Below are 21,521 nucleotides of genomic sequence, written 5' to 3' on the forward strand. Positions count from 1 at the left end.
TATGTCGCAGGCTGCGCTGAACACGCGAAACGGTGATGAAGAAGAAGTAAACTCCTCACGCCGCAATAATGGAACGCGTCTTGCAGGAATACTGTTCCTGCTGACAGTGCTGTGCACCGTGTTTGTCAGCGGCTGGGTAGTGTTGGGATGGATGGAAGATGCGCAGCGCCTGCCATTGTCAAAACTGGTGTTAACCGGTGAACGGCATTACACGCGCAATGATGATATCCGTCAGTCCATCCTGGCGCTGGGCGCTCCGGGAACATTTATGACTCAGGATGTGAACATCATCCAGAGTCAGATTGAACGCCTCCCCTGGATCAAACAGGCGAGCGTCAGAAAGCAATGGCCTGATGAATTGAAGATTCATCTGGTTGAATATGTGCCAATAGCGCGTTGGAATGACCAACATATGGTGGATGCCGAAGGAAATACCTTCAGTGTCCCAACCGGTCGGGCCAATAAGCAGGTATTACCTATGTTGTACGGACCGGAAGGCAGCGCAAGTGAAGTGCTGCAAGGGTTCCGCGATATGGGGCAGGTGCTGGCTAAGGACAGATTCACCCTGAAGGAAGCGGCAATGACCGCTCGTCGTTCCTGGCAGTTGACGCTGAATAACGATATTAAGCTGAATCTGGGCAGGGGCGATACGATAAAACGTTTGGCTCGCTTTGTGGAACTCTACCCGGTTTTACAGCAGCAGGCGCAAACCGATGGCAAACGGATTAGCTACGTTGATTTGCGTTATGACTCAGGAGCGGCAGTAGGCTGGGTTCCCTTGCCTCCTGAGGAATCTAATCAGCAACAGAATCAGGCACAGGCAGAACAACAATGATCAAGGCGACGGACAGAAAACTGGTAGTTGGACTGGAGATTGGCACCGCGAAGGTAGCCGCTTTAGTAGGGGAAGTTCTGCCCGACGGTATGGTCAATATCATTGGCGTGGGCAGTTGCCCATCGCGAGGTATGGATAAAGGCGGGGTGAATGACCTTGAGTCAGTGGTGAAGTGCGTACAGCGCGCCATTGACCAGGCTGAACTGATGGCAGATTGCCAGATCTCTTCAGTGTATCTGGCGCTTTCCGGTAAACATATTAGCTGTCAGAATGAAATTGGTATGGTGCCCATTTCCGAAGAGGAAGTGACGCAGGAAGATGTGGAAAACGTGGTACATACGGCAAAATCCGTACGCGTTCGCGATGAACATCGTGTTCTGCACGTCATCCCGCAGGAATACGCCATCGACTACCAGGAAGGTATCAAAAATCCGGTCGGTCTTTCCGGTGTGCGTATGCAGGCAAAAGTCCACCTTATTACCTGCCACAACGACATGGCGAAGAATATTGTCAAAGCCGTTGAACGTTGTGGTCTGAAAGTTGACCAACTGATTTTTGCCGGGTTGGCAGCCAGTTATTCCGTATTGACGGAAGATGAACGTGAACTGGGTGTCTGCGTGGTGGATATTGGTGGTGGTACAATGGACATCGCCGTTTATACTGGCGGGGCGTTGCGCCACACTAAAGTTATCCCTTATGCAGGGAATGTCGTGACCAGCGATATCGCGTATGCCTTTGGTACGCCGCCGAGCGATGCTGAAGCCATCAAAGTGCGTCATGGCTGCGCACTGGGTTCCATCGTGGGTAAAGACGAGAGCGTTGAAGTGCCAAGCGTTGGTGGTCGTCCGCCGCGTAGCCTGCAACGTCAGACTCTGGCAGAGGTCATTGAGCCGCGTTATACCGAGCTGCTCAACCTGGTCAACGAGGAAATTTTGCAATTACAAGAACAACTTCGCCAGCAGGGTGTGAAACATCATCTGGCGGCGGGGATTGTGTTAACCGGCGGTGCTGCGCAAATTGAAGGTCTTGCGGCCTGCGCACAGCGCGTGTTCCATACACAAGTACGTATTGGCGCACCGCTGAATATTACCGGTCTGACGGATTATGCCCAGGAGCCGTATTATTCAACGGCGGTGGGGCTGCTGCACTACGGGAAAGAATCCCATTTAAGTGGTGAGGCTGAAGTAGAAAAGCGCGTAACTGCCTCGGTCGGATCGTGGATCAAGCGACTGAATAGCTGGTTACGTAAAGAGTTTTAATTTTTAAAGAGACCGACGCAAATTAACGGTCTCAGGCGACAGGCACTACACAAAGTCATTCAAGTTGCATCGCGGCGGCAACTGAGCGAATCTCCTGGAGCATAGTTTACTATGTCACGGGAGTGAGTGAAGGCAGCCAACAACGAGGCGGCTTGAAGGATGAAGTGTAAAACGGAGAGAGAAACTATGTTTGAACCTATGGAACTAACCAACGACGCGGTGATTAAAGTCATCGGCGTCGGTGGCGGCGGCGGTAATGCCGTTGAACACATGGTGCGTGAGCGCATCGAAGGTGTTGAATTCTTCGCGGTGAATACCGACGCTCAGGCGTTGCGTAAAACGGCGGTTGGACAGACCATTCAGATTGGTAGCGGCATCACCAAAGGTCTGGGCGCGGGTGCAAACCCGGAAGTCGGTCGTAATGCGGCAGACGAAGATCGCGAAGCTCTGCGCGCAGCGCTTGACGGCGCAGACATGGTGTTTATCGCAGCTGGCATGGGCGGCGGTACCGGTACCGGTGCAGCGCCAGTGGTAGCTGAAGTCGCAAAAGATTTAGGTATCCTGACAGTTGCTGTCGTGACTAAGCCTTTCAACTTTGAAGGCAAGAAGCGTATGGCATTCGCGGAGCAGGGTATCACCGAGCTGTCCAAACACGTGGACTCTCTGATCACTATCCCGAACGACAAGCTGCTGAAAGTACTGGGCCGTGGTATCTCCCTGCTGGATGCATTTGGCGCAGCGAACGACGTGCTGAAAGGCGCAGTCCAGGGTATCGCTGAACTGATTACTCGTCCGGGCCTGATGAACGTCGACTTTGCAGACGTGCGCACCGTGATGTCCGAAATGGGCTACGCGATGATGGGTTCTGGCGTGGCGAGCGGTGAAGACCGTGCAGAAGAAGCGGCTGAAATGGCTATCTCTTCTCCGCTGCTGGAAGATATCGATCTGTCCGGCGCACGCGGCGTGCTGGTTAACATTACTGCGGGCTTCGACCTGCGTCTGGATGAGTTCGAAACCGTGGGTAACACGATTCGTGCCTTTGCATCGGATAACGCAACTGTGGTTATCGGTACCTCTCTGGACCCGGATATGAACGACGAACTGCGCGTGACCGTTGTTGCGACTGGAATTGGTATGGACAAGCGTCCTGAAATCACTCTGGTGACCAACAAACAGGTACAGCAGCCGGTAATGGATCGTTACCAGCAGCACGGTATGGCGCCGTTGACGCAAGAGCAGAAACCGGTAGCGAAAGTGGTTAACGACAATACGCCGCAAACCACGAAAGAGCCGGATTATCTGGATATCCCTGCATTCCTGCGTAAGCAAGCTGATTAAGAATTAGCTGGAATTTGGGAATTGTGGCTCTTTGTGCTAAACTGGCCCACCGAATGTATAGTACACTTCGGTTGGATAGGTAATTTGGCGAGATTATACGATGATCAAACAAAGGACTCTTAAACGTATCGTTCAGGCGACTGGCGTCGGTTTGCATACCGGCAAAAAAGTCACCCTGACATTACGCCCTGCGCCGGCCAACACCGGGGTCATCTATCGTCGCACCGACTTGAATCCTCCGGTAGATTTCCCGGCCGATGCCAAATCTGTGCGTGATACCATGCTCTGTACGTGTCTGGTCAATGAGCATGATGTGCGGATTTCAACCGTAGAGCACCTTAATGCTGCTCTGGCGGGCTTAGGTATCGATAACATCGTTATTGAAGTTAACGCCCCGGAAATCCCGATTATGGATGGCAGTGCCGCTCCGTTCGTTTACCTGCTGCTTGATGCAGGTATTGAAGAACTGAGCAGCGCCAAAAAATTTGTTCGCATCAAAGAGACCGTTCGTGTCGAAGATGGCGATAAGTGGGCTGAGTTTAAGCCGTATAATGGTTTTACGTTGGATTTCACCATCGACTTTAACCATCCGGCGATCGACTCCAGCACGCAGCGCTACGCGATGAACTTCTCTGCGGATGCGTTCATGCGCCAGATCAGCCGCGCGCGTACTTTCGGCTTCATGCGTGATATCGAATATCTGCAGTCCCGCGGCCTGTGCCTGGGCGGCAGCTTCGATTGTGCCATCGTTGTTGACGATTATCGCGTATTGAACGAAGACGGCCTGCGTTTTGAAGACGAATTCGTTCGTCACAAAATGCTCGACGCGATTGGTGACTTGTTCATGTGTGGTCACAACATTATTGGTGCATTCACCGCGTATAAATCCGGTCATGCACTGAATAACAAACTGTTGCAGGCAGTCCTGGCAAAACAGGAAGCCTGGGAATATGTGACCTTCCAGGACGATGCAGAACTGCCGTTGGCGTTCAAAGCACCTTCGACTGTACTGGCATAACGACATACGCTGTCGCATAAATTCGACTGGTAAATCTGGCACTCTCTCCGGCCAGGTGAGCCAGTCGTTTTTTTATCTTCCGATTGCAAAACCACCTTATCTGAAGCGACTTTTTCCCCACCGACAGATTAAAACACCGTTCGATCGCTGCTTTCTTAAGCATATTTACCCGCGACTTGCTGTCATTACTGCTGTGGAGCGTACGCTTTAATGGTAATATTTATGCGCAAAAAAATGGTTTTGCATTTGTAACCCCAAACGCAGGGTATATCAGGTGGCAATAACGTGAGTGGAATACTGACGCGCTGGCGACAGTTAGGCAGACGGTACTTCTGGCCGCATCTCCTGTTGGGGATGGTCGCGGCTAGCTTTGGCCTGCCTGCGCTCGGTAATGCTGCTGAACCTAATACTCCCGCGAAGGCGACCGCCAGCAATCACGATCAATCTGCCAAAGTTAACTTTAGCCAGCTTGCTTTGCTGGAGGCGACCAATCGCCGCCCGAATTTTACCGTTGACTACTGGCACCAGCATGCCATTCGTACGGTCATTCGCCATCTTTCTTTTGCTATGGCTCCTCAGGCGCTGCCTGTTGCCGAAGAGCCGTTGCCAATCCAGGCGCACCATCTTGCGTTACTGAATACGCTCAGCGCGATGCTGACGCAAGAAGGCAGACCGCCCGCGACCGTGAGTCGCGTGACATATGCCCATTTTACCTCTCAGGCCGCATTTAGCGTTCCGGTCTGGATCAGCCAGCTGCAGGGTATCCGCGCTGGCCCTCAACGCCTCAGCTAAAAAAGAACCTTCCAACTTATAATTTTTGACTCCGCATCGCGGGGCGTTTGAGATTTTATTATGCTAATCAAATTATTAACAAAAGTATTCGGTAGCCGTAACGAGCGTACGCTGCGTCGTATGCGTAAAGTAGTCAATGTCATCAATGCAATGGAACCGGAGATGGAAAAACTCTCCGATGATGAACTGAAAGCGAAGACCGCTGAATTCCGCGCCCGTCTGGAAAAAGGCGCCAGCGTTGAAAGCCTGATCCCGGAAGCGTTCGCGGTGGTCCGCGAAGCGAGTAAGCGTGTGTTCGGCATGCGTCATTTCGACGTACAGCTGCTGGGTGGTATGGTGCTTAACGATCGCTGCATCGCAGAAATGCGTACCGGTGAAGGTAAAACCCTGACCGCAACGCTGCCAGCCTACCTGAACGCATTAAGCGGGAAAGGTGTACACGTGGTTACCGTGAACGACTACCTGGCTCAGCGTGACGCCGAAAATAACCGCCCGCTGTTTGAATTCCTCGGCATGACCGTGGGTATCAACATGTCTGGCCTGCCTGCGCCAGCCAAGCGTGAAGCCTACAATGCCGATATTACTTACGGTACCAACAACGAATACGGCTTTGACTACCTGCGCGACAACATGGCGTTTAGCCCGGAAGAGCGCGTTCAGCGTAAACTGCACTATGCGCTGGTCGATGAAGTCGACTCCATCCTGATCGATGAAGCGCGTACGCCGCTGATCATTTCCGGTCCGGCTGAAGACAGCTCGGAAATGTATAAAAAAGTGAACAAAATCATCCCGCACCTGATTCGTCAGGAGAAGGACGATTCCGACACGTTCCAGGGGGAAGGCCACTTCTCTGTTGATGAGAAAGCGCGCCAGGTCAACCTGACCGAACGTGGTCTGGTACTGATTGAAGAGCTGTTGGTTAACGAAGGCATTATGGATGAGGGCGAGTCGCTGTACTCTCCGGGCAACATTATGCTGATGCACCACGTGACTGCTGCACTGCGCGCGCACGTGCTGTTTACCCGCGACGTTGACTATATCGTGAAAGACGGCGAAGTTATCATCGTCGACGAACACACCGGTCGTACCATGCAGGGCCGCCGCTGGTCCGATGGTCTGCACCAGGCTGTTGAAGCCAAAGAAGGCGTAGATATCCAAAACGAGAACCAGACGCTGGCATCCATTACCTTCCAGAACTACTTCCGTTTGTACGAAAAACTGGCCGGTATGACCGGTACAGCAGATACTGAAGCCTTTGAATTCAGCTCCATCTACAAACTGGATACCGTTGTTGTGCCGACCAACCGCCCGATGATCCGTAAGGATTTACCGGATCTGGTGTACATGACTGAAGCGGAAAAAATTCAGGCGATCATTGAAGATATTAAAGAGCGTACCGCAAATGGCCAGCCGGTGCTGGTTGGTACTATCTCTATTGAAAAATCGGAAGTGGTTTCTAACGAGCTGAACAAGGCGGGTATCAAACACAACGTTCTGAACGCCAAGTTCCACGCCAACGAAGCCGCAATCGTCGCCCAGGCGGGTTATCCGTCCGCAGTGACTATCGCGACAAACATGGCGGGTCGTGGTACCGATATCGTGCTGGGTGGTAGCTGGCAGGCGGAAATTGCCGAGCTGGAGGACCCGACTCCAGAACAAATCGCGCAGATCAAAGCCGAGTGGCAGGTTCGCCATGATGCGGTGTTAGCTGCAGGCGGTTTACATATTATCGGTACCGAGCGTCACGAATCTCGTCGTATAGATAACCAGCTGCGTGGTCGTTCTGGTCGTCAGGGGGATGCGGGGTCTTCTCGTTTCTATCTGTCGATGGAAGATGCGCTGATGCGTATTTTTGCTTCTGACCGCGTGTCCGGCATGATGCGTAAACTGGGCATGAAGCCTGGTGAAGCGATTGAACACCCGTGGGTGACTAAAGCGATTGCAAACGCGCAGCGTAAAGTAGAAAGCCGCAACTTCGATATTCGTAAGCAACTGCTGGAATATGATGACGTTGCCAATGACCAGCGTCGCGCAATCTACACCCAGCGTAACGAACTGCTGGACGTAACTGACGTTAGCGAAACCATTAATAGCATCCGTGAGGATGTCTTCAAAGCGACGATTGACGCCTATATTCCGCCGCAGTCTCTGGAAGAAATGTGGGATATCCCGGGTCTGCAGGAACGTCTGAAAAACGACTTCGATCTGGAAATGCCTATTTCAGAGTGGCTGGATAAAGAGCCTGAGCTGCATGAGGAAACGCTGCGCGAACGTATTCTGGCAAACGCCATCGAAGTTTATCAGCGTAAAGAAGAAGTTGTGGGCGCGGAGATGATGCGTCACTTCGAAAAAGGCGTGATGCTGCAAACTCTCGATTCTCTGTGGAAAGAGCACCTTGCGGCGATGGACTACCTGCGTCAAGGTATCCACCTGCGTGGTTATGCGCAAAAAGATCCGAAGCAGGAATACAAGCGTGAATCCTTCTCTATGTTTGCATCAATGCTGGAATCACTGAAGTACGAAGTGATCAGTACCCTGAGCAAAGTTCAGGTACGTATGCCTGAAGAAGTAGAAGCGATGGAGCAGCAACGTCGTGAAGACGCTGAACGTTTAGCGCAGATGCAGCAGTTGAGCCATAAAGGTGACGATTCTGCCGCGGCAGAAGAGCTGGCAGCACAAACTGGCGATCGTAAAGTGGGTCGTAACGATCCGTGTCCTTGCGGTTCCGGGAAAAAGTACAAACAGTGCCATGGCCGTCTGAGCTAAGAAAGTAACTTACTGAAAAGGCGCAGAATTCTGCGCCTTTTTTATGGACTATAAAGATGAAAATACTGCAGATCGCCGTCGGGATTATTCGCAACCAGCACCATGAAATTTTTATAACCCAGCGTGCGGCTGATGCCCACATGGCAAATAAGCTGGAGTTCCCCGGCGGGAAAATTGAAGCAGGCGAAACGCCGGAGCAGGCGCTGATTCGCGAGTTACAGGAAGAAGTAGGCATTACGCCGACTCAAAGCTCACTGTTCGAAAAGCTGGAGTACCAGTTTCCGGACCGGCATATCACTCTGTGGTTCTGGCTGGTTGAAAGCTGGGAAGGCGAACCGTGGGGGAAAGAGGGGCAACCGGCGCAGTGGATTGCGCAAGATGCTCTGAATGCAGAAGATTTTCCGCCTGCGAATGCGCCGGTAATTGAAAAGCTGATTGCTGGATAAAGGTGTTCGTAGGCCGGATTAGGCAACCCCACCATCCGGCAAATTAGGGCGGGGTCGCTACGCTTGCCCGCCCTACGTTTTAGCTGAATTACTTCTGCTCTTCACTCCAGTCGTCGTTTTCCGACAGATCACCAGAGCTTGGGATACGTTTCTCTTCTGCGGCCCACTCACCCAGATCGATTAACTGGCAGCGCTTGCTGCAGAATGGGCGAAACGGGCTGACTTCACCCCACACTACGGGTTTGCCGCAGGTTGGGCAGTTGACGATGGTTTGTTCAGACATGTTGACTCCTTAACAGCACGCCAGATCAAAATCGAGACGCTCAGGCACCTGGCCATTCTCGCTATCCAGCGGCATAAAGCGAATAGCAAAGCGGCTCTTATGACCAGAAATTTGCGGATAAAGCTGCGAATCAAGCGGCAGCTGCAAGCGAAGCAGATCGGCATCTTCGCCGTTGTCCTGATAAAAACCATTCAAGCTGGTTTGCTTACGGAATGGCGCAGAGTTGCGAATTAAATCCAGCACCAGCGACAGTGCCTGATTGAGCGGATTCAGACTTGCAAGCCAGGTTTCAACCTGCGCGTCGCGATGCGACTGCGGTAGATGTAACCAAATATGCAGGGTCGGCAGATCGAAACTGCAGCATCCGCCAGGAATGCTTAAACGCTGACGTACAAGGCCAATCAGACGATCTTCGCGCAGCGTCTGTCCAATACGCGGAGCCGAAATCAGAATGCTGCCCGCGCTTTTTAACTGCTGGCGCAATGCGTCGATCCTGTTTTGATCGACGCCGGGAACTTCAACCCAGGCCTGGAGTTTACGCTGTTGTCTTTCCAGCTCTTTGAGGAGTTCGGTACGAACTTCGCCGCGTTCAAAGACATCCAGTAAGTCTCCGATGTTGCGGAAAAAATGCAGTGCGCCTGCATGGTCCGCTATGGGTACATTAACGGAGAGCTGTTGGATTAAAAACTCTATGCGCAGCCATGTACGCATCTTCTCATTGAGAGGGTGTTCAAAAAGGACCTGGGTGTGCATTACGGTTTTTCCTGTGAGACAAACTGCAACGCGCATTGCAAATAGAGCGCGTGCAGGCGGGCGACATCCGAGGCGATGGCCTCCGGTGCGCCATTATTATCAATAACATCGTCTGCCACGGCCAGACGCGCTTCGCGCGTTGCCTGGGCAGCAAGAATTTGTTCAACATGCTCACGCGTGACGTCATCGCGCTGCATAGTGCGTCTGAGCTGTGTCTCGGGGGTAACATCCACCACGAGTATGCGGTTGGCTTTTTTATACAGCGAATTTTCCACCAGCAAAGGTACAACCCACAACAGATAAGGGGAGGTTGCTTGCTGAAACTGGCGCTGCGTTTCCTGCTGAATAAGCGGATGGAGCAGGGCATTCAGCCAGCTTTTCTCCTCAGGACTGGAAAAAATGCGTTCGCGTAAAATGCGTCGCTGCAACGATCCGTCGGCAGCTATAACTTCGGTACCAAAATGTTCTTCGATCGTCTTAAGGGCTGGGGTGCCGGGTTCAACCACCTGGCGCGCAATAATATCTGCATCAATGACGTTTATTCCGAGGTCAGCGAACGCATTTGCAACGGTACTTTTACCACTGCCAATGCCGCCGGTTAAGGCTACCGTATACCTCATAGATGCAGATCCTGGAGTTTAAGTTTGATTATCAAACAGTTAAAAGTTAAGCGTGCGACGGCGAGGCTGCTGCAGGATTAACCTACTATTCGCCAGGTAAATTTATGGGATTGTAGCGTAAAAAAAGAGAATTTCGCAGTCTTGCGCGGCATTGATTAGTGCGTATGATAGCGTCACTGGAGTTGTGAGTTTCGATTTTTCGCCATTAACCCCAGGAATCCGCACATGCGTATCGAAGAAGATCTGAAGTTAGGTTTCAAAGACGTTCTTATCCGCCCTAAGCGTTCTACTCTCAAAAGCCGTTCCGATGTTGAGCTGGAACGTCAATTTACCTTTAAGCACTCAGGTCAGACCTGGTCCGGCGTACCGATTATTGCCGCGAACATGGACACTGTCGGGACGTTTGCCATGGCAACGGCGCTGGCATCCTTCGACATCCTGACTGCGGTACACAAACACTATTCTGTTGAAGACTGGGCTGCTTTCATCGCAGAGAGCTCTGCTGATGTGCTCAAACATGTAATGGTTTCAACCGGTACCTCTGATGCCGATTTCGAAAAAACCAAACAGATTCTGGCGCTCAACCCGGCGCTGAACTTTATCTGCATTGATGTGGCAAATGGCTACTCAGAGCATTTTGTTCAGTTTGTGTCGAAAGCGCGTGAAGCATGGCCGACAAAAACAATTTGTGCGGGCAATGTGGTTACTGGAGAAATGTGTGAAGAGCTGGTACTTTCCGGCGCGGACATTGTTAAAGTCGGCATTGGCCCGGGTTCTGTATGTACCACACGTGTAAAAACCGGCGTTGGCTACCCACAGCTTTCTGCGGTTATTGAATGTGCCGATGCAGCTCACGGTCTGGGCGGCATGATTGTCAGTGACGGCGGCTGCACAATGCCGGGTGACGTGGCAAAAGCGTTCGGCGGTGGCGCGGACTTCGTTATGCTCGGCGGTATGTTGGCCGGTCATGAAGAAAGCGGCGGCAAAATTGTTGAAGAGAACGGTGAGAAATTCATGCTGTTCTACGGCATGAGCTCTGAATCAGCCATGACGCGTCACGTCGGTGGTGTTGCACAATACCGCGCTGCGGAAGGTAAAACAGTTAAGTTGCCTCTGCGTGGCCCGGTTGATAACACTGCACGCGATATCCTTGGCGGCCTGCGTTCTGCCTGTACCTATGTCGGTGCATCTCGCCTGAAAGAACTGACCAAACGTACAACGTTTATTCGTGTACAGGAACAAGAAAACCGCGTTTTCAATAGCCTGTAAGAACAGGTAGGACTATGACATGCCGGATAAGCTGTGCGCCATCCGGCATTTGAATTTATCCCACCCCGCTCATCGCATCTCCTAAATGAAAAATCGGCAAATACATCGCAACGACCAGCGTACCGATTATCAGCCCCGTAATGACCAGTAACGCAGGCTCGAGTAGCGCAGCCAGATTCTCTGCCTGAGACAATGTTTTCTCGCCGTGGTGATGTGCGAGATTACGCAGCATTGTATCCAGCGAGCCGGAAGCCTCACCTGTTCTGACCAACTGTATGCACAATGGGCTGAATTCACCGCAATTTTTTAGCGCTAACCAGACCGGTTTTCCGGCGCTGATGTCGTGATGTACCTGCGCTAAGCGTTGCGACCAGAAAGGGTTGGCCAGCGTTTCAGTGACGCTCTCAAGGCCTTGCAGAAAAGGAATACCTGCATTTTGCGTTAACGCCAGAACAGTGAAGATCTGCGTGAGCTTTTGCCCTCTCACCATCGGCCCTATGACCGGGAAGCCGAGCAGCAATTTCTGGCGCAGAGTGAGCCAGTATGGCTTCTGCTTCATCAGGTGATATGCCGCACCCGCTATCAGGCTGAATGCTCCCGCCAGCCATCCCCATTGGCTGCTAAAATGCGCGATGGCAATAATCCACTGAGTGAGTACTGGTAGCGGGGTGTTAAACGTCTGGTAAATGGCGGCAAACTCAGGGAGTACAAACTGCAGCATCGCGAATACCACCATCACTGCCATCGTGATGATGAATATCGGATAGCGTAGGGCTTTTTTAACTTTATCCGCCAGCTGCTGTTGATTCTTCTGCTGGCGGGCGAGTTCAAAGCAGCAGTCGTCCAGCTTACCCGTAAGCTCTCCGGTACGGATCATTGCCTGATAAAGAGGCGGAAAAACGTGTTGCCACTGAGATAGCGAGGTGGAGAGAGAAATACCCTGTTCCATATCGTGAGCCAGCGTGCGCAGTAGCGCTTGCCATTGGCTGCTGGGATGCTGTTCAGCCAGCAAAGCTAAACTTGCCGAGAGTGTTAGCCCTGCTTTCAGCAACGTCGCCAGTTGATGTATGGTTTCAGCGCTTTTTTCACGGCTCCAGAGTGAGGCTTTGACACGCATACGATTAATGCGCAGCGGCGTAATATGCCGTTGCTCGAGAGCAAGCATCAATGAGGGGCGGGTATCGGCCCAAAGTACGCCTTCCAGTGGATTACCTTCGTTGCTAATACCTTGCCAGCGCCAAAGCAGTTTAGCTGACATGGGGCATGCCCAGTACGCGTACCAACTCTTCAAATGTTGTTAACCCTTGTTCGACGGCCTTGCAACCATTTTCGAAAAGCGTGCTCATCCCCAGTTGCTGAGCATTCGATTCCACTCCGTCTACGGACGTACCGTTGGCGATGCTCTGGCGCAATGCAGGTGTCACGGGGAGAACTTCAAACAATGCCGTACGGCCATAAAATCCGTGATAGCAATGTTGGCAGCCCGGAGCCTGCCAACGAGGCAGTGGCGTAGGCCAGATCGCTTCCGGGAGCATGATCGGCGTTTCCAGACGTTGTCGGCAATGGGGACACAATTTTCTCACCAACCGCTGCGCAATAACGAGCGTCAGCGCGGAGGCGATCATCCAGCGTGCAACCCCCATTTGCTGCAAGCGTATTAGTGTTTCTGTGGTGGAATTGGTATGCAGTGTTGATAGAACCAGATGACCGGTTTGTGCGGCTTTAAGGGCTATTTCAGCCGTTTCGCCATCACGGATTTCACCCACCATGATAATGTCGGGATCCTGGCGCAGCAGCGCGCGCAATACTCCCTGAAAAGTGAGACCGGCACGTGGATGAATTTGTGTTTGGTTAAGACCTGCGATCGGGATCTCGACTGGATCTTCCACGCTACAGAGGTTAACGTCCGGAGTGTTTCGGGTCTGCAGCGCACTGTACAGCGTGACCGTTTTACCGCTTCCGGTCGGTCCGGTGACCAGAATCAGCCCCTGAGGCTGCTGCAACGCTTGTGAAAATGCTGCCAGCTGCGTGTCCTGCATTCCCAGCGCGGTGATTTCCAGCGCTTGATCGACCTGATGCAGTAGCCGTAGCACCACTTTTTCGCCAAAGCGACAGGGCAGGGTGGCGATGCGAAACGAGACCGGCTCTCCTGAAATCTCAACGGTAAACTGGCCGTCTTGCGCAAGTCGGTGCTCGGCAATATCCAGACTGCCTAAAACTTTTAGTCTGGCAGTGATGGCGATACCCATCTCGGTCGTGACGTCCGGTAAAGCATGCAGTACGCCATCCACACGTAATCTGATGCGATAGTGATTTTCCGCAGGTTCAAAATGAATATCAGAAGCCCGTTGCACCAGAGCGGATTGAAACGTCTGATTCAGCAAATCTGCTGCGCTGGCGCTGCTTTTCGTGACCACTGCCGGGAGCATTTTCTGTGGCGTATGCGTGTGGCCTTCCATTTGTTGACGCGTCCAGCAGACGATGTCGATACGTCGGGTGGTGGCAAAATGCAGTGCGTCCAGCAATTCGTGGGACGGAGCGTCCACGACGGCGATGTGCACCACTTCATTGTCTGCATCCAGTAATATTCCCTGATGACGTTGGCACAGCGCCGTAAGTTGGGTGGTATTCATCTCTTTTCCTTAATTAATATCGAAACGGAAAACATCTTCACAGGCCTGTTGCAATGCGCTGTCATTCTGGATAACGCAGTTACGGCTCCAGCCGGTAATACCGTTGGCATTGTCCCAACCCGGCGTCATGGTGATGCTTAACCCGTTCAGGCTTTCTTGTCCGCTGAGGCTGACCACTCCTTTTTCAACGCTCATGGCGGAGACATAACGGGTGGTGGCTGGAGAAGGGATGCCATTCGTTCCGGCATCACAGGTTGTTGTTCCGCCATGCTCCAGCGCACAGAGCTCAACCGCCGTGCGATAGGGAACAAAGGTTTGCAGCATGTCTGTTAACGCGGCTTTGCGCAGATAGTTTTGATAAGCCGGAATACCGATGGCGCTAAGGATGGCAATAATGCCAATGACCACCATGAGTTCGATAAGTGTGAAGCCTCGTTGCTTGTCCATCGTTCGCTCCTTGAGTTAGCTGGCGCTACTTTGGCAAACGCTCGGGGTCACGGCGAGAGGCAAAAAACAGAACGGGAAGGCGGGTTCCGAGGATTTTTATGAAATTACAGAGTCAGACACCGTAGTTGCGAAGAGGCTCGAAGAAACAGCCGTATGGCGGCGTAAACGCTTATCCGGCCGATAGAAAAACCGGCGTGATGGGCCCGATAAGTGAAAGTACTATCGGGCTAAACCATCAGTAATTAGCGAAAACGCATAGAGAGATCGAGCGCGCGAACATGCTTGGTCAGCGCGCCAACAGAGATGAAATCCACGCCGGTTTCAGCAAATTCGCGCAGAGTTTCATGAGTGACGTTACCCGACACTTCCAGACGCGCCTGGCCGTTGGTGCGTTTTACCGCTTCCCGCATTTGGTCAGTTTCGAAGTTATCGAGCATGATGATGTCGGCCCCTGCTTTCAGCGCGTCATCCAGTTCATCCAGGCTTTCTACTTCGACTTCAACCGGCACATCCGGGTGCAGCCAGAAGGCTTTTTCAACGGCCTGACGTACCGAACCTGAAGCAATAATGTGGTTTTCTTTAATCAGGAAAGCGTCAGAAAGGCCCAGACGATGATTCGCGCCGCCGCCGCATAATACGGCGTATTTCAGCGCGGTACGTAGCCCCGGCAGAGTTTTACGTGTATCCAGCAGTTGGGTTTTTGTTCCCGCCAGCAGGTCGACATATTTACGCACCTCGCTTGCTACACCCGAAAGCGTCTGTACAAAATTAAGCGCGGTACGTTCGCCGGTTAGCAGCACGCGGGAAGGGCCGTCCAGTTCAAATAGCGGCTGATTGGCCTTAATGCTGTCGCCATCTTCGACATGCCAGGTGATGTTGACATCATCGCCAGCCAGTTGAATAAAGACCTCTTCCACCCAACGTTTTCCACAAAAAACGCCATCTTCGCGGGTGATCACGGTGGCGTGGGAGCGCATCTCCGCGGGTAAAAGCTGTGCGGTGATATCGTTATTGGCATCAACTTCTCCGCCTAAATCTTCACGCAGCGCCTGAGCTACAGCGGCAGGGATATCCAGATTTATGCGTTCCAACAGCGCGTCACGTCGGTAGTCAGGGTTATAGCGGCGAGGCGGCATGATAAAACTCCAAATTGCTAACGAATCATAAGGTGGAAACATGCTACCCTGAACCTGATATGAGCACCACCAATAAGGAGATTCTGCATGTTGTTAGACGAGGGCTGGCTGGCAGAGGCGCGACGCGTTCCCTCTCCTCATTACGATTGCCGCCCAGATGACGAAAACCCTTCTCTGCTGGTGGTGCATAATATCAGCCTGCCGCCCGGCGAGTTTGGCGGCCCGTGGATCGATGCGCTGTTTACGGGCACGATTGATCCCAATGCCCATCCTTATTTTGCCGGGATCTCCCATTTGCGCGTTTCGGCACATTGTTTAATTCGCCGTGACGGTGAAATTGTGCAGTATGTCCCCTTTGATAAACGCGCCTGGCATGCTGGCGTGTCGAACTATCAAGGCCGCGAACGCTGTAATGATTTCTCAATTGGTATTGAGCTGGAAGGGACGGATACGCTGGCCTATACCGATGCGCAGTATCAGCAACTGGCAGCCGTGACGAATGCCCTGATTACGCGTTATCCGGCCATTGCCAACAACATGACAGGACATTGCAATATTGCGCCCGAGCGTAAGACCGATCCCGGGCCCTCTTTTGACTGGGCAAGGTTTCGCGCCCTGGTCACCCCCTCGTCGCACAAGGAGATGACATGACGCTGTTTACAACATTACTGGTGTTGATTGTTGAACGCCTGTTTAAGCTGGGTGAGCACTGGCAGCTTGATCACCGGGTTGAAGCTTTTTTCCGCCGGGTGAAGCATTTTTCGATGATGCGTACGGTAGGCATGGCCCTTATTGCGATGGGGGTGACGTTCCTGCTGCTGCGCGCACTTCAAGGCCTGTTGTTTAACGTGCCTTTGCTGGTGGCGTGGATCTTAATTGGTTTGCTGTGCATCGGCGCTGGCAAGACGCGTCTTCATTATCATGCCTATCTGAACGCAGCTGCTCGCGATGACGCTCACGCCCGTGAAGCGATGGCCAGCGAGCTGACCCTGATTCATGGGATTCCGCCTGAGTGCGATGAGCGTGAGTTCTTGCGCGAACTGCAGAACGCGCTGTTATGGAACAACTTTCGCTTTTATCTGGCGCCGTTATTCTGGCTGATTGTCGGTGGCCCGTGGGGACCGGTGACGCTGGTGGGTTATGCCTTTCTACGTGCCTGGCAGTCCTGGCTGGCGCGCTATCAGACGCCACACCAGCGTTTGCAATCAGGTATCGATGCGATCCTGCATGTGCTGGACTGGATCCCGGTGCGCCTGGCGGGTGTCGTCTATGCGCTGCTGGGGCACGGCGAGAAGGCGTTGCCTGCCTGGTTTGCGTCGCTGGCGGATCTGCATACTTCGCAATATCAGGTGCTTACTCGCCTTGCGCAGTTTTCTTTGGCGCGTGAACCACATACCGATAAAGTCGCAACGCCAAAAGCCGCGGTTTCGATGGCGAAGAAGACCTCGTTTGTGGTGGTGGTGGTCATTGCCGTGCTGACCATTTATGGAACATTAATTTAAGCCATTATTAGTGGATGGCGCTGCGCTTATCCGTCGAGGAAAAAAGATTGGCCCGGTCACTTTGTGCTTGCGGGCCAATCTTTCAAAACGTATCAGCAGGTGGGATGCCAAAATCTGGCATCCCGTTTTCGTTCCAGCGCACCAGCTTCAGACGAGTGTGGCGGTTTGGGTCGTACAGCGGATCGCCCTCGATTTCAGTGTAATTTCTCGCGTGGTACACCAGCACATCTTCACCTTCCGGCGTTTGCGTAAAGCTGTTGTGCCCCGGCCCGTATTGGCGGTTTTCGTAGCTGGTGGTAAAGACCGGGCGCGGCGATTTGTGCCAGTTCTGCGGGTTGAGCGGATCGGCATTGAGATCAATCCACAATAATCCCATACAGTAGTTCTCATCGGTGGCGCTGGCGGAATAGCTGATAAACAGCTTGTCGCCGTGAACCATGACGGCCGGGCCTTCGTTGACCCAAAAACCCCGGCATTCCCAGTCATACTCTGGATGACTGAGCATTACCGGCTCGCTTTTAATCGTCCATGGATTTTCCAGTTCGGCGAGATAGATATTGGAGTTTCCGGCGATATCGGGGGATTTCTGCGCCCACAGATACCACTGTTTTCCCTGATGGTTAAAGGTAGTGGCATCAAGCGCGAAGGTATCAAACTGTGTTTTAATCTGTCCTTTCTCTGTCCATTGACCGGTCAGCGGATCGGCGTCTGCACATTCGAGCGCAAACATACGGTGCTGGAACATCCCCAGCTTGTCGAGCGCCTGTGTGTGGGCGGCGGCAAAATAGATGTACCACTTGCCTGCCAGATGATGGATCTCAGGTGCCCAGATCAGTTGGCTCATGGGGCCGTTTTCTGGTTTGCGCCAGACGACAACCGGGATAGCGGTGCGTAACCCTTCCAGCGAGTCCGCCCGGCGGATCTCCAGACGATCGTATTCGGGCACTGAAGCAATGAAATAGTAGTGGCTACCGTCACGTAAAATAAACGGGTCGGCACGCTGTTCAATAAAGGGATTTGGCCACTGATTCATTAGGCTTTCCTTACGTTTTCAGTCGTTTTTATATCGTGGTACTCATTCAGTTCACGGTAGTTGGCGCGGCGCTTTTCTAAATCTGTCTGGATTTGTTGCATAAACTCGCGGTCAACTTTCAGCAGACGAACTACGCCTGCGGTAATCAGATAGCCTACACCCGGTATGATGGTAAACAGCAGCATAATACCGTTAATGGCGGAGTCGCTTTGCGCTTTCGCCCCTGCGTCGTAGCCATACCAGGAGAGCAGGAAACCAACCATCGCTCCGGCAATCGCCAGGCCCAGTTTCAGGAAGAACAGGTTGCCGGAGAAGCTGATTCCGGTGATACGTTTACCGGTTTTCCACTCGCCGTAATCATCGACATCCGCCATCAGCGACCAGTGCAGTGGGGATGGGATCTGATGCAGAATGTTGAGCAGGAAGTAAAGCACCATAATCATCATGGTGGCTTTAGGATCGAAGAAGTAAAACGCGCCGGAGAAAATCGCCAGGATGATATTGGTCCAGAAGAAGACTTTCAGTTTGCACCAGCGATCGGTTAACACCTTCGCCAGCATGCTGCCGATCATCATGCCCACAACGCCAAGGCTGATAAACAGCGTTGCGAACTGCGTGCTTTGCTGCATAACCCAGGTTACGTAGTACATGGTGGCAGCCATGCGAATAAAGCCCGGACAGACGTTGCACAGGGTTAACAGCAGGATTTTTACCCACTGATCGTTCTTCCATACGTCTTTCAGGTCGGCTTTTAAATCGTCGTTAGTCGGGACGGCAGGACGTACGCGCTCACGGACGGTTGCAAAGCAAAACAGGAACATACACATGCCGATGAAGGCCAGCACTGCCATCGCCATCTGATAGCCTTTAGCTTTATCTTCCCCGCCAAACCAGTCCGCCATTGGCAGCAAGGTGAGGGAGAGCAGCAGGGTTGCAATTCCTACCAACACAAAGCGATATGACTGGCAGGCGACACGTTCCTTTGGATCGTTAGTGATGACGCTGCCGAGCGAGCAGTAAGGGATATTGATCGCCGTATAGGTGATAGAGAGCAGGAAGTAGGTGACGAACGCATAGATTACTTTGCTGTTATATGTCCACTCAGGGGTGGTAAACATGAGTACGCTAAATAATGCGTATGGGAAAGCCATCCACAAAAGCCATGGACGAAATCGACCATATTTGCTGCGGGTGCGGTCGGCCATCGCGCCCATAATAGGGTCGGTAACGGCATCTATAACGCGTACTGAGAGCAGTAACACGCCGACCAGGGCCGGTGCCAGGCCAAAAATATCTGTGTAAAAATAGTTAACAAACAACATGATGGCGCCAAAGATGATGTTGCATCCGGCGTCGCCCATTCCATAGCCGATCTTTTCTTTCACCGTGAGCTTACTGGTTTCCATCAACTGCACTCCATTAATAAGATATGGAGATAATTATTGTCTGGCAGAGGTGTTTTTGCGTTGCAGGATAACGCCAGTGATATGGACGAAACAGTCGTGAGTGGGAAAGTGTGAGGCAGGTAACAACCCCCACCTGATGCAGGTGGGGGGAGGGAGAATTAATGCGCTTTAGCTACTTTGGCGGTTTTCTGTTTGCACAAATAGCCGATGCCAAGAATGGCAATCCATACCGGGATTAAGTACACCGAAATCGCCATGCCCGGCGTCATCAGCATAATCACCAGCACTGCAGCCATGAAAATCAGACATACCCAGTTCCCAAGCGGATAGAGCAGCGCCGGGAAACGGGTGGTAACGCCTTGCTGCTGTTTGGCTTTGCGGAACTTCATGTGCGCCAGGCTAATCATTGCCCAGTTGATCACCAGTGCGGAAACCACTAGCGCCATCAGCAGGCCAAAGGCGGATTCCGGTGCCAGATAGTTGATCAGTACACACAGAGCCGTAACCAGCGCGGAGACCAGAATGGTGTTCACCGGTACGCCGCGTTTGTCGACGTTCATCAGCGCTTTTGGCGCGTTGCCCTGCTGTGCCAGACCGAACAGCATACGGCTGTTGCAGTATACGCAGCTGTTATAGACAGAAAGGGCAGCGGTCAGCACTACGATGTTCAGAGCATTGGCAACAAAGGTGTCGCCCAGCTCGTGGAAAATAAGGACAAACGGGCTGGTATCAGCCGTGACGCGCGTCCACGGCATCAGGGAAAGCAGAACAGCCAGCGAACCTACATAGAAAATCAGGATACGGTAGATAACCTGGTTGGTTGCTTTGGGAATGCTTTGCTCCGGGTTATCGGCTTCTGCTGCGGTGATCCCGACCAGCTCCAGCCCACCGAAAGAGAACATAATAATAGCCATCATCATCACCAGACCGGTGAAGCCGTGCGGCAGGAAGCCACCCTGACTCCACAGGTTACTGACGCTGGCCTGCGGGCCGCCGTTGCCGCTAAACAGCAACCAGCCGCCGAACAGAATCATCGCAACCACGGCAATGACTTTAATAATGGCGAACCAGAACTCCATTTCCCCAAACACTTTCACGTTGGTCAGGTTGATGGCGTTGATCAGCACGAAGAAGGCTGCAGCAGAAACCCAGGTGGGGATATCCGGATACCAGAACTGGATGTATTTACCTACGGCAGTCAGTTCAGCCATGGCAACCAGGACGTACAGTACCCAATAGTTCCAGCCAGAAGAGAAACCCGCGAAACCGCCCCAGTATTTATAAGCAAAGTGGCTAAAGGAGCCTGCAACCGGCTCTTCAACTACCATTTCACCTAATTGACGCATAATCAGAAAGGCGATAAAGCCGGCAATTGCGTAACCCAGAATAATACCCGGTCCTGCAGACTGGATAACGGATGCGCTACCGAGGAATAACCCGGTACCAATCGCGCCACCCAGCGCGATTAGCTGTATATGGCGGTTCTTAAGACCGCGCTTGAGCTGATCGCCATGCTGTTGACTTTCCATCATTAAACCTCGTGTGTGGTTTTACTCTTCATATTTCGAGTACTTATTTTTTGAACTACGCAGCAATGCGTGTGTAAGTTTGCAATTCCGTTTGTTGTATTTATTTGTTTACAGATGCTTTATTTAAAATGTTGCCTCAATGCTTTTGTCTTGATCAGAATAATGATATGCGAGCGCGAATGCACCTGCTTTATGCGGGCAAGATGACGAGTTGAATAAAAAGAAACCATTTGTAAATGCGAGTTTATCTACCACAAAATTTCCATTTTGAATTTTTATTCACTAATTGTGGCTAATGTGTCGATAAATAATCAGGTGAATCGGTTCAGATGAGATATTTTTTCGTTTCAATTCCGTTAAAACTACCCCGTGGTGGGTAAATTTAACATTTGTGCATAGTTACATGTTTGAAACGTTATTTCTGTAATGTTGTTAAAATATGCCCCCTTTACTGAT

20 protein-coding genes are annotated in these 21,521 nt (G+C 52.2%); 10 read left to right on the forward strand and 10 right to left on the reverse strand.

Annotation, left to right across the window (positions count from 1 at the left end; all coding sequences use genetic code 11):
* Position 1: 1 nt before the first annotated feature.
* The 7 genes from ftsQ to mutT all read left to right on the forward strand — a co-directional run bounded on the left by ftsQ (position 2) and on the right by mutT (position 8,454).
* Complete coding sequence (gene ftsQ, locus OGV65_RS01675; RefSeq protein ID WP_003018758.1) at positions 2-835, forward strand: cell division protein FtsQ; 834 nt, start codon at positions 2-4, stop codon at positions 833-835.
* Complete coding sequence (gene ftsA / locus OGV65_RS01680; RefSeq protein WP_003018755.1) at positions 832-2,094, forward strand: cell division protein FtsA; 1,263 nt, start codon at positions 832-834, stop codon at positions 2,092-2,094. Before ftsQ ends, ftsA begins: the two co-directional genes overlap by 4 nt.
* A gap of 186 nt (positions 2,095-2,280) precedes the next feature.
* Complete coding sequence (ftsZ, locus tag OGV65_RS01685) at positions 2,281-3,432, forward strand: cell division protein FtsZ (RefSeq protein WP_003018753.1); 1,152 nt, start codon at positions 2,281-2,283, stop codon at positions 3,430-3,432.
* Between the two features lie 100 nt (positions 3,433-3,532).
* Positions 3,533-4,450 carry a UDP-3-O-acyl-N-acetylglucosamine deacetylase gene (gene lpxC, locus OGV65_RS01690; protein WP_006686706.1) on the forward strand — a complete coding sequence of 306 codons (918 nt, stop codon included), beginning with the start codon at positions 3,533-3,535 and terminating at the stop codon, positions 4,448-4,450.
* Positions 4,451-4,735: 285 nt separating this feature from the next.
* Entirely contained in the window at positions 4,736-5,242 is a 507-nt protein-coding gene (secM, locus tag OGV65_RS01695; protein ID WP_029139762.1) for a secA translation cis-regulator SecM, read from the forward strand.
* 60 nt (positions 5,243-5,302) lie between these two features.
* Positions 5,303-8,008: a preprotein translocase subunit SecA gene (secA, locus tag OGV65_RS01700; RefSeq protein WP_016151702.1), complete on the forward strand. Its 2,706-nt coding sequence runs from the start codon at positions 5,303-5,305 to the stop codon at positions 8,006-8,008.
* 56 nt (positions 8,009-8,064) lie between these two features.
* Positions 8,065-8,454, forward strand: a complete 390-nt coding sequence (gene mutT, locus OGV65_RS01705) for an 8-oxo-dGTP diphosphatase MutT (protein ID WP_046275370.1) — start codon at positions 8,065-8,067, stop codon at positions 8,452-8,454.
* Between the two features lie 88 nt (positions 8,455-8,542).
* Here the strand turns inward: mutT and yacG are convergent, their stop codons facing one another.
* From yacG to coaE, 3 genes are read right to left on the reverse strand one after another with little or no spacing between them, the layout of a single operon-like run.
* Positions 8,543-8,737, reverse strand: a complete 195-nt coding sequence (yacG, locus tag OGV65_RS01710) for a DNA gyrase inhibitor YacG (protein ID WP_016151704.1) — start codon at positions 8,735-8,737, stop codon at positions 8,543-8,545.
* 9 nt (positions 8,738-8,746) lie between these two features.
* Entirely contained in the window at positions 8,747-9,490 is a 744-nt protein-coding gene (zapD, locus tag OGV65_RS01715; RefSeq protein WP_016151705.1) for a cell division protein ZapD, read from the reverse strand.
* Positions 9,490-10,110 carry a dephospho-CoA kinase gene (coaE, locus tag OGV65_RS01720; RefSeq protein ID WP_286454533.1) on the reverse strand — a complete coding sequence of 207 codons (621 nt, stop codon included), beginning with the start codon at positions 10,108-10,110 and terminating at the stop codon, positions 9,490-9,492. The genes zapD and coaE overlap by 1 nt, the downstream gene beginning before the upstream one ends.
* Positions 10,111-10,335: 225 nt before the next feature.
* Between coaE and OGV65_RS01725 the strand changes: the two genes are divergently transcribed.
* Positions 10,336-11,379, forward strand: coding sequence for a GMP reductase (locus tag OGV65_RS01725; RefSeq protein WP_003829510.1), 1,044 nt, complete (start codon positions 10,336-10,338; stop codon positions 11,377-11,379).
* 55 nt (positions 11,380-11,434) lie between these two features.
* On the opposite strand, the gene hofC is transcribed toward OGV65_RS01725, so the two are convergent.
* From hofC to nadC, 4 genes are all read right to left on the reverse strand, one after another.
* The gene (gene hofC / locus OGV65_RS01730; protein ID WP_286454534.1) at positions 11,435-12,637 is read right to left on the reverse strand and encodes a protein transport protein HofC; all 1,203 of its coding nucleotides are present in this window, start codon (positions 12,635-12,637) and stop codon (positions 11,435-11,437) included.
* Positions 12,627-14,012 carry a type II secretion system protein GspE gene (gene gspE, locus OGV65_RS01735; RefSeq protein WP_286454535.1) on the reverse strand — a complete coding sequence of 462 codons (1,386 nt, stop codon included), beginning with the start codon at positions 14,010-14,012 and terminating at the stop codon, positions 12,627-12,629. The genes hofC and gspE overlap by 11 nt, the downstream gene beginning before the upstream one ends.
* Before the next feature lie 9 nt (positions 14,013-14,021).
* The gene (gene ppdD, locus OGV65_RS01740) at positions 14,022-14,459 is read right to left on the reverse strand and encodes a prepilin peptidase-dependent pilin (RefSeq protein WP_016151710.1); all 438 of its coding nucleotides are present in this window, start codon (positions 14,457-14,459) and stop codon (positions 14,022-14,024) included.
* A gap of 242 nt (positions 14,460-14,701) precedes the next feature.
* On the reverse strand, positions 14,702-15,595 hold the full coding sequence (nadC, locus tag OGV65_RS01745; protein WP_016151711.1) for a carboxylating nicotinate-nucleotide diphosphorylase: 894 nt from the start codon (positions 15,593-15,595) through the stop codon (positions 14,702-14,704).
* A gap of 87 nt (positions 15,596-15,682) precedes the next feature.
* Here nadC and ampD point away from each other — a divergent pair, with 87 nt between their 5' ends.
* On the forward strand, positions 15,683-16,246 hold the full coding sequence (gene ampD / locus OGV65_RS01750; RefSeq protein WP_286454536.1) for a 1,6-anhydro-N-acetylmuramyl-L-alanine amidase AmpD: 564 nt from the start codon (positions 15,683-15,685) through the stop codon (positions 16,244-16,246).
* Positions 16,243-17,097, forward strand: a complete 855-nt coding sequence (gene ampE / locus OGV65_RS01755; protein ID WP_016155697.1) for a beta-lactamase regulator AmpE — start codon at positions 16,243-16,245, stop codon at positions 17,095-17,097. Before ampD ends, ampE begins: the two co-directional genes overlap by 4 nt.
* An 82-nt stretch (positions 17,098-17,179) precedes the next feature.
* Here ampE and OGV65_RS01760 read toward each other — a convergent pair whose 3' ends face one another.
* The 3 genes from OGV65_RS01760 to aroP all read right to left on the reverse strand — a co-directional run bounded on the left by OGV65_RS01760 (position 17,180) and on the right by aroP (position 21,068).
* A complete protein-coding gene (locus OGV65_RS01760) occupies positions 17,180-18,130 on the reverse strand; it encodes a glycoside hydrolase family 43 protein (RefSeq protein WP_286454537.1) in 951 nt (316 codons plus the stop codon).
* Positions 18,130-19,536, reverse strand: a complete 1,407-nt coding sequence (locus OGV65_RS01765; protein ID WP_016151715.1) for a glycoside-pentoside-hexuronide (GPH):cation symporter — start codon at positions 19,534-19,536, stop codon at positions 18,130-18,132. Before OGV65_RS01765 ends, OGV65_RS01760 begins: the two co-directional genes overlap by 1 nt.
* Positions 19,537-19,694: 158 nt before the next feature.
* On the reverse strand, positions 19,695-21,068 hold the full coding sequence (gene aroP, locus OGV65_RS01770; protein WP_085951098.1) for an aromatic amino acid transporter AroP: 1,374 nt from the start codon (positions 21,066-21,068) through the stop codon (positions 19,695-19,697).
* Positions 21,069-21,521 lie beyond the last annotated feature (453 nt).

The organism is Citrobacter sp. Cb004, from assembly GCF_030337065.1.
GTDB classification, from domain to species: domain Bacteria; phylum Pseudomonadota; class Gammaproteobacteria; order Enterobacterales; family Enterobacteriaceae; genus Citrobacter; species Citrobacter braakii.

Excerpts from the sequence above, each read along its gene's own strand:
- nadC (WP_016151711.1), bottom strand. The coding sequence starts at position 15,595 with ATGCCGCCTCGCCGCTATAACCCTGACTACCGACGTGACGCGCTGTTG.
- aroP (WP_085951098.1), bottom strand. The coding sequence starts at position 21,068 with ATGATGGAAAGTCAACAGCATGGCGATCAGCTCAAGCGCGGTCTTAAG.
- ampE (WP_016155697.1), top strand. The coding sequence starts at position 16,243 with ATGACGCTGTTTACAACATTACTGGTGTTGATTGTTGAACGCCTGTTT.
- lpxC (WP_006686706.1), top strand. The coding sequence starts at position 3,533 with ATGATCAAACAAAGGACTCTTAAACGTATCGTTCAGGCGACTGGCGTC.
- ftsZ (WP_003018753.1), top strand. The coding sequence starts at position 2,281 with ATGTTTGAACCTATGGAACTAACCAACGACGCGGTGATTAAAGTCATC.
- gspE (WP_286454535.1), bottom strand. The coding sequence starts at position 14,012 with ATGAATACCACCCAACTTACGGCGCTGTGCCAACGTCATCAGGGAATA.
- OGV65_RS01765 (WP_016151715.1), bottom strand. The coding sequence starts at position 19,536 with ATGGAAACCAGTAAGCTCACGGTGAAAGAAAAGATCGGCTATGGAATG.
- ftsQ (WP_003018758.1), top strand. The coding sequence starts at position 2 with ATGTCGCAGGCTGCGCTGAACACGCGAAACGGTGATGAAGAAGAAGTA.
- zapD (WP_016151705.1), bottom strand. The coding sequence starts at position 9,490 with ATGCACACCCAGGTCCTTTTTGAACACCCTCTCAATGAGAAGATGCGT.
- yacG (WP_016151704.1), bottom strand. The coding sequence starts at position 8,737 with ATGTCTGAACAAACCATCGTCAACTGCCCAACCTGCGGCAAACCCGTA.
- secA (WP_016151702.1), top strand. The coding sequence starts at position 5,303 with ATGCTAATCAAATTATTAACAAAAGTATTCGGTAGCCGTAACGAGCGT.
- ppdD (WP_016151710.1), bottom strand. The coding sequence starts at position 14,459 with ATGGACAAGCAACGAGGCTTCACACTTATCGAACTCATGGTGGTCATT.
- hofC (WP_286454534.1), bottom strand. The coding sequence starts at position 12,637 with ATGTCAGCTAAACTGCTTTGGCGCTGGCAAGGTATTAGCAACGAAGGT.
- coaE (WP_286454533.1), bottom strand. The coding sequence starts at position 10,110 with ATGAGGTATACGGTAGCCTTAACCGGCGGCATTGGCAGTGGTAAAAGT.
- ftsA (WP_003018755.1), top strand. The coding sequence starts at position 832 with ATGATCAAGGCGACGGACAGAAAACTGGTAGTTGGACTGGAGATTGGC.
- OGV65_RS01760 (WP_286454537.1), bottom strand. The coding sequence starts at position 18,130 with ATGAATCAGTGGCCAAATCCCTTTATTGAACAGCGTGCCGACCCGTTT.
- OGV65_RS01725 (WP_003829510.1), top strand. The coding sequence starts at position 10,336 with ATGCGTATCGAAGAAGATCTGAAGTTAGGTTTCAAAGACGTTCTTATC.
- mutT (WP_046275370.1), top strand. The coding sequence starts at position 8,065 with ATGAAAATACTGCAGATCGCCGTCGGGATTATTCGCAACCAGCACCAT.
- ampD (WP_286454536.1), top strand. The coding sequence starts at position 15,683 with ATGTTGTTAGACGAGGGCTGGCTGGCAGAGGCGCGACGCGTTCCCTCT.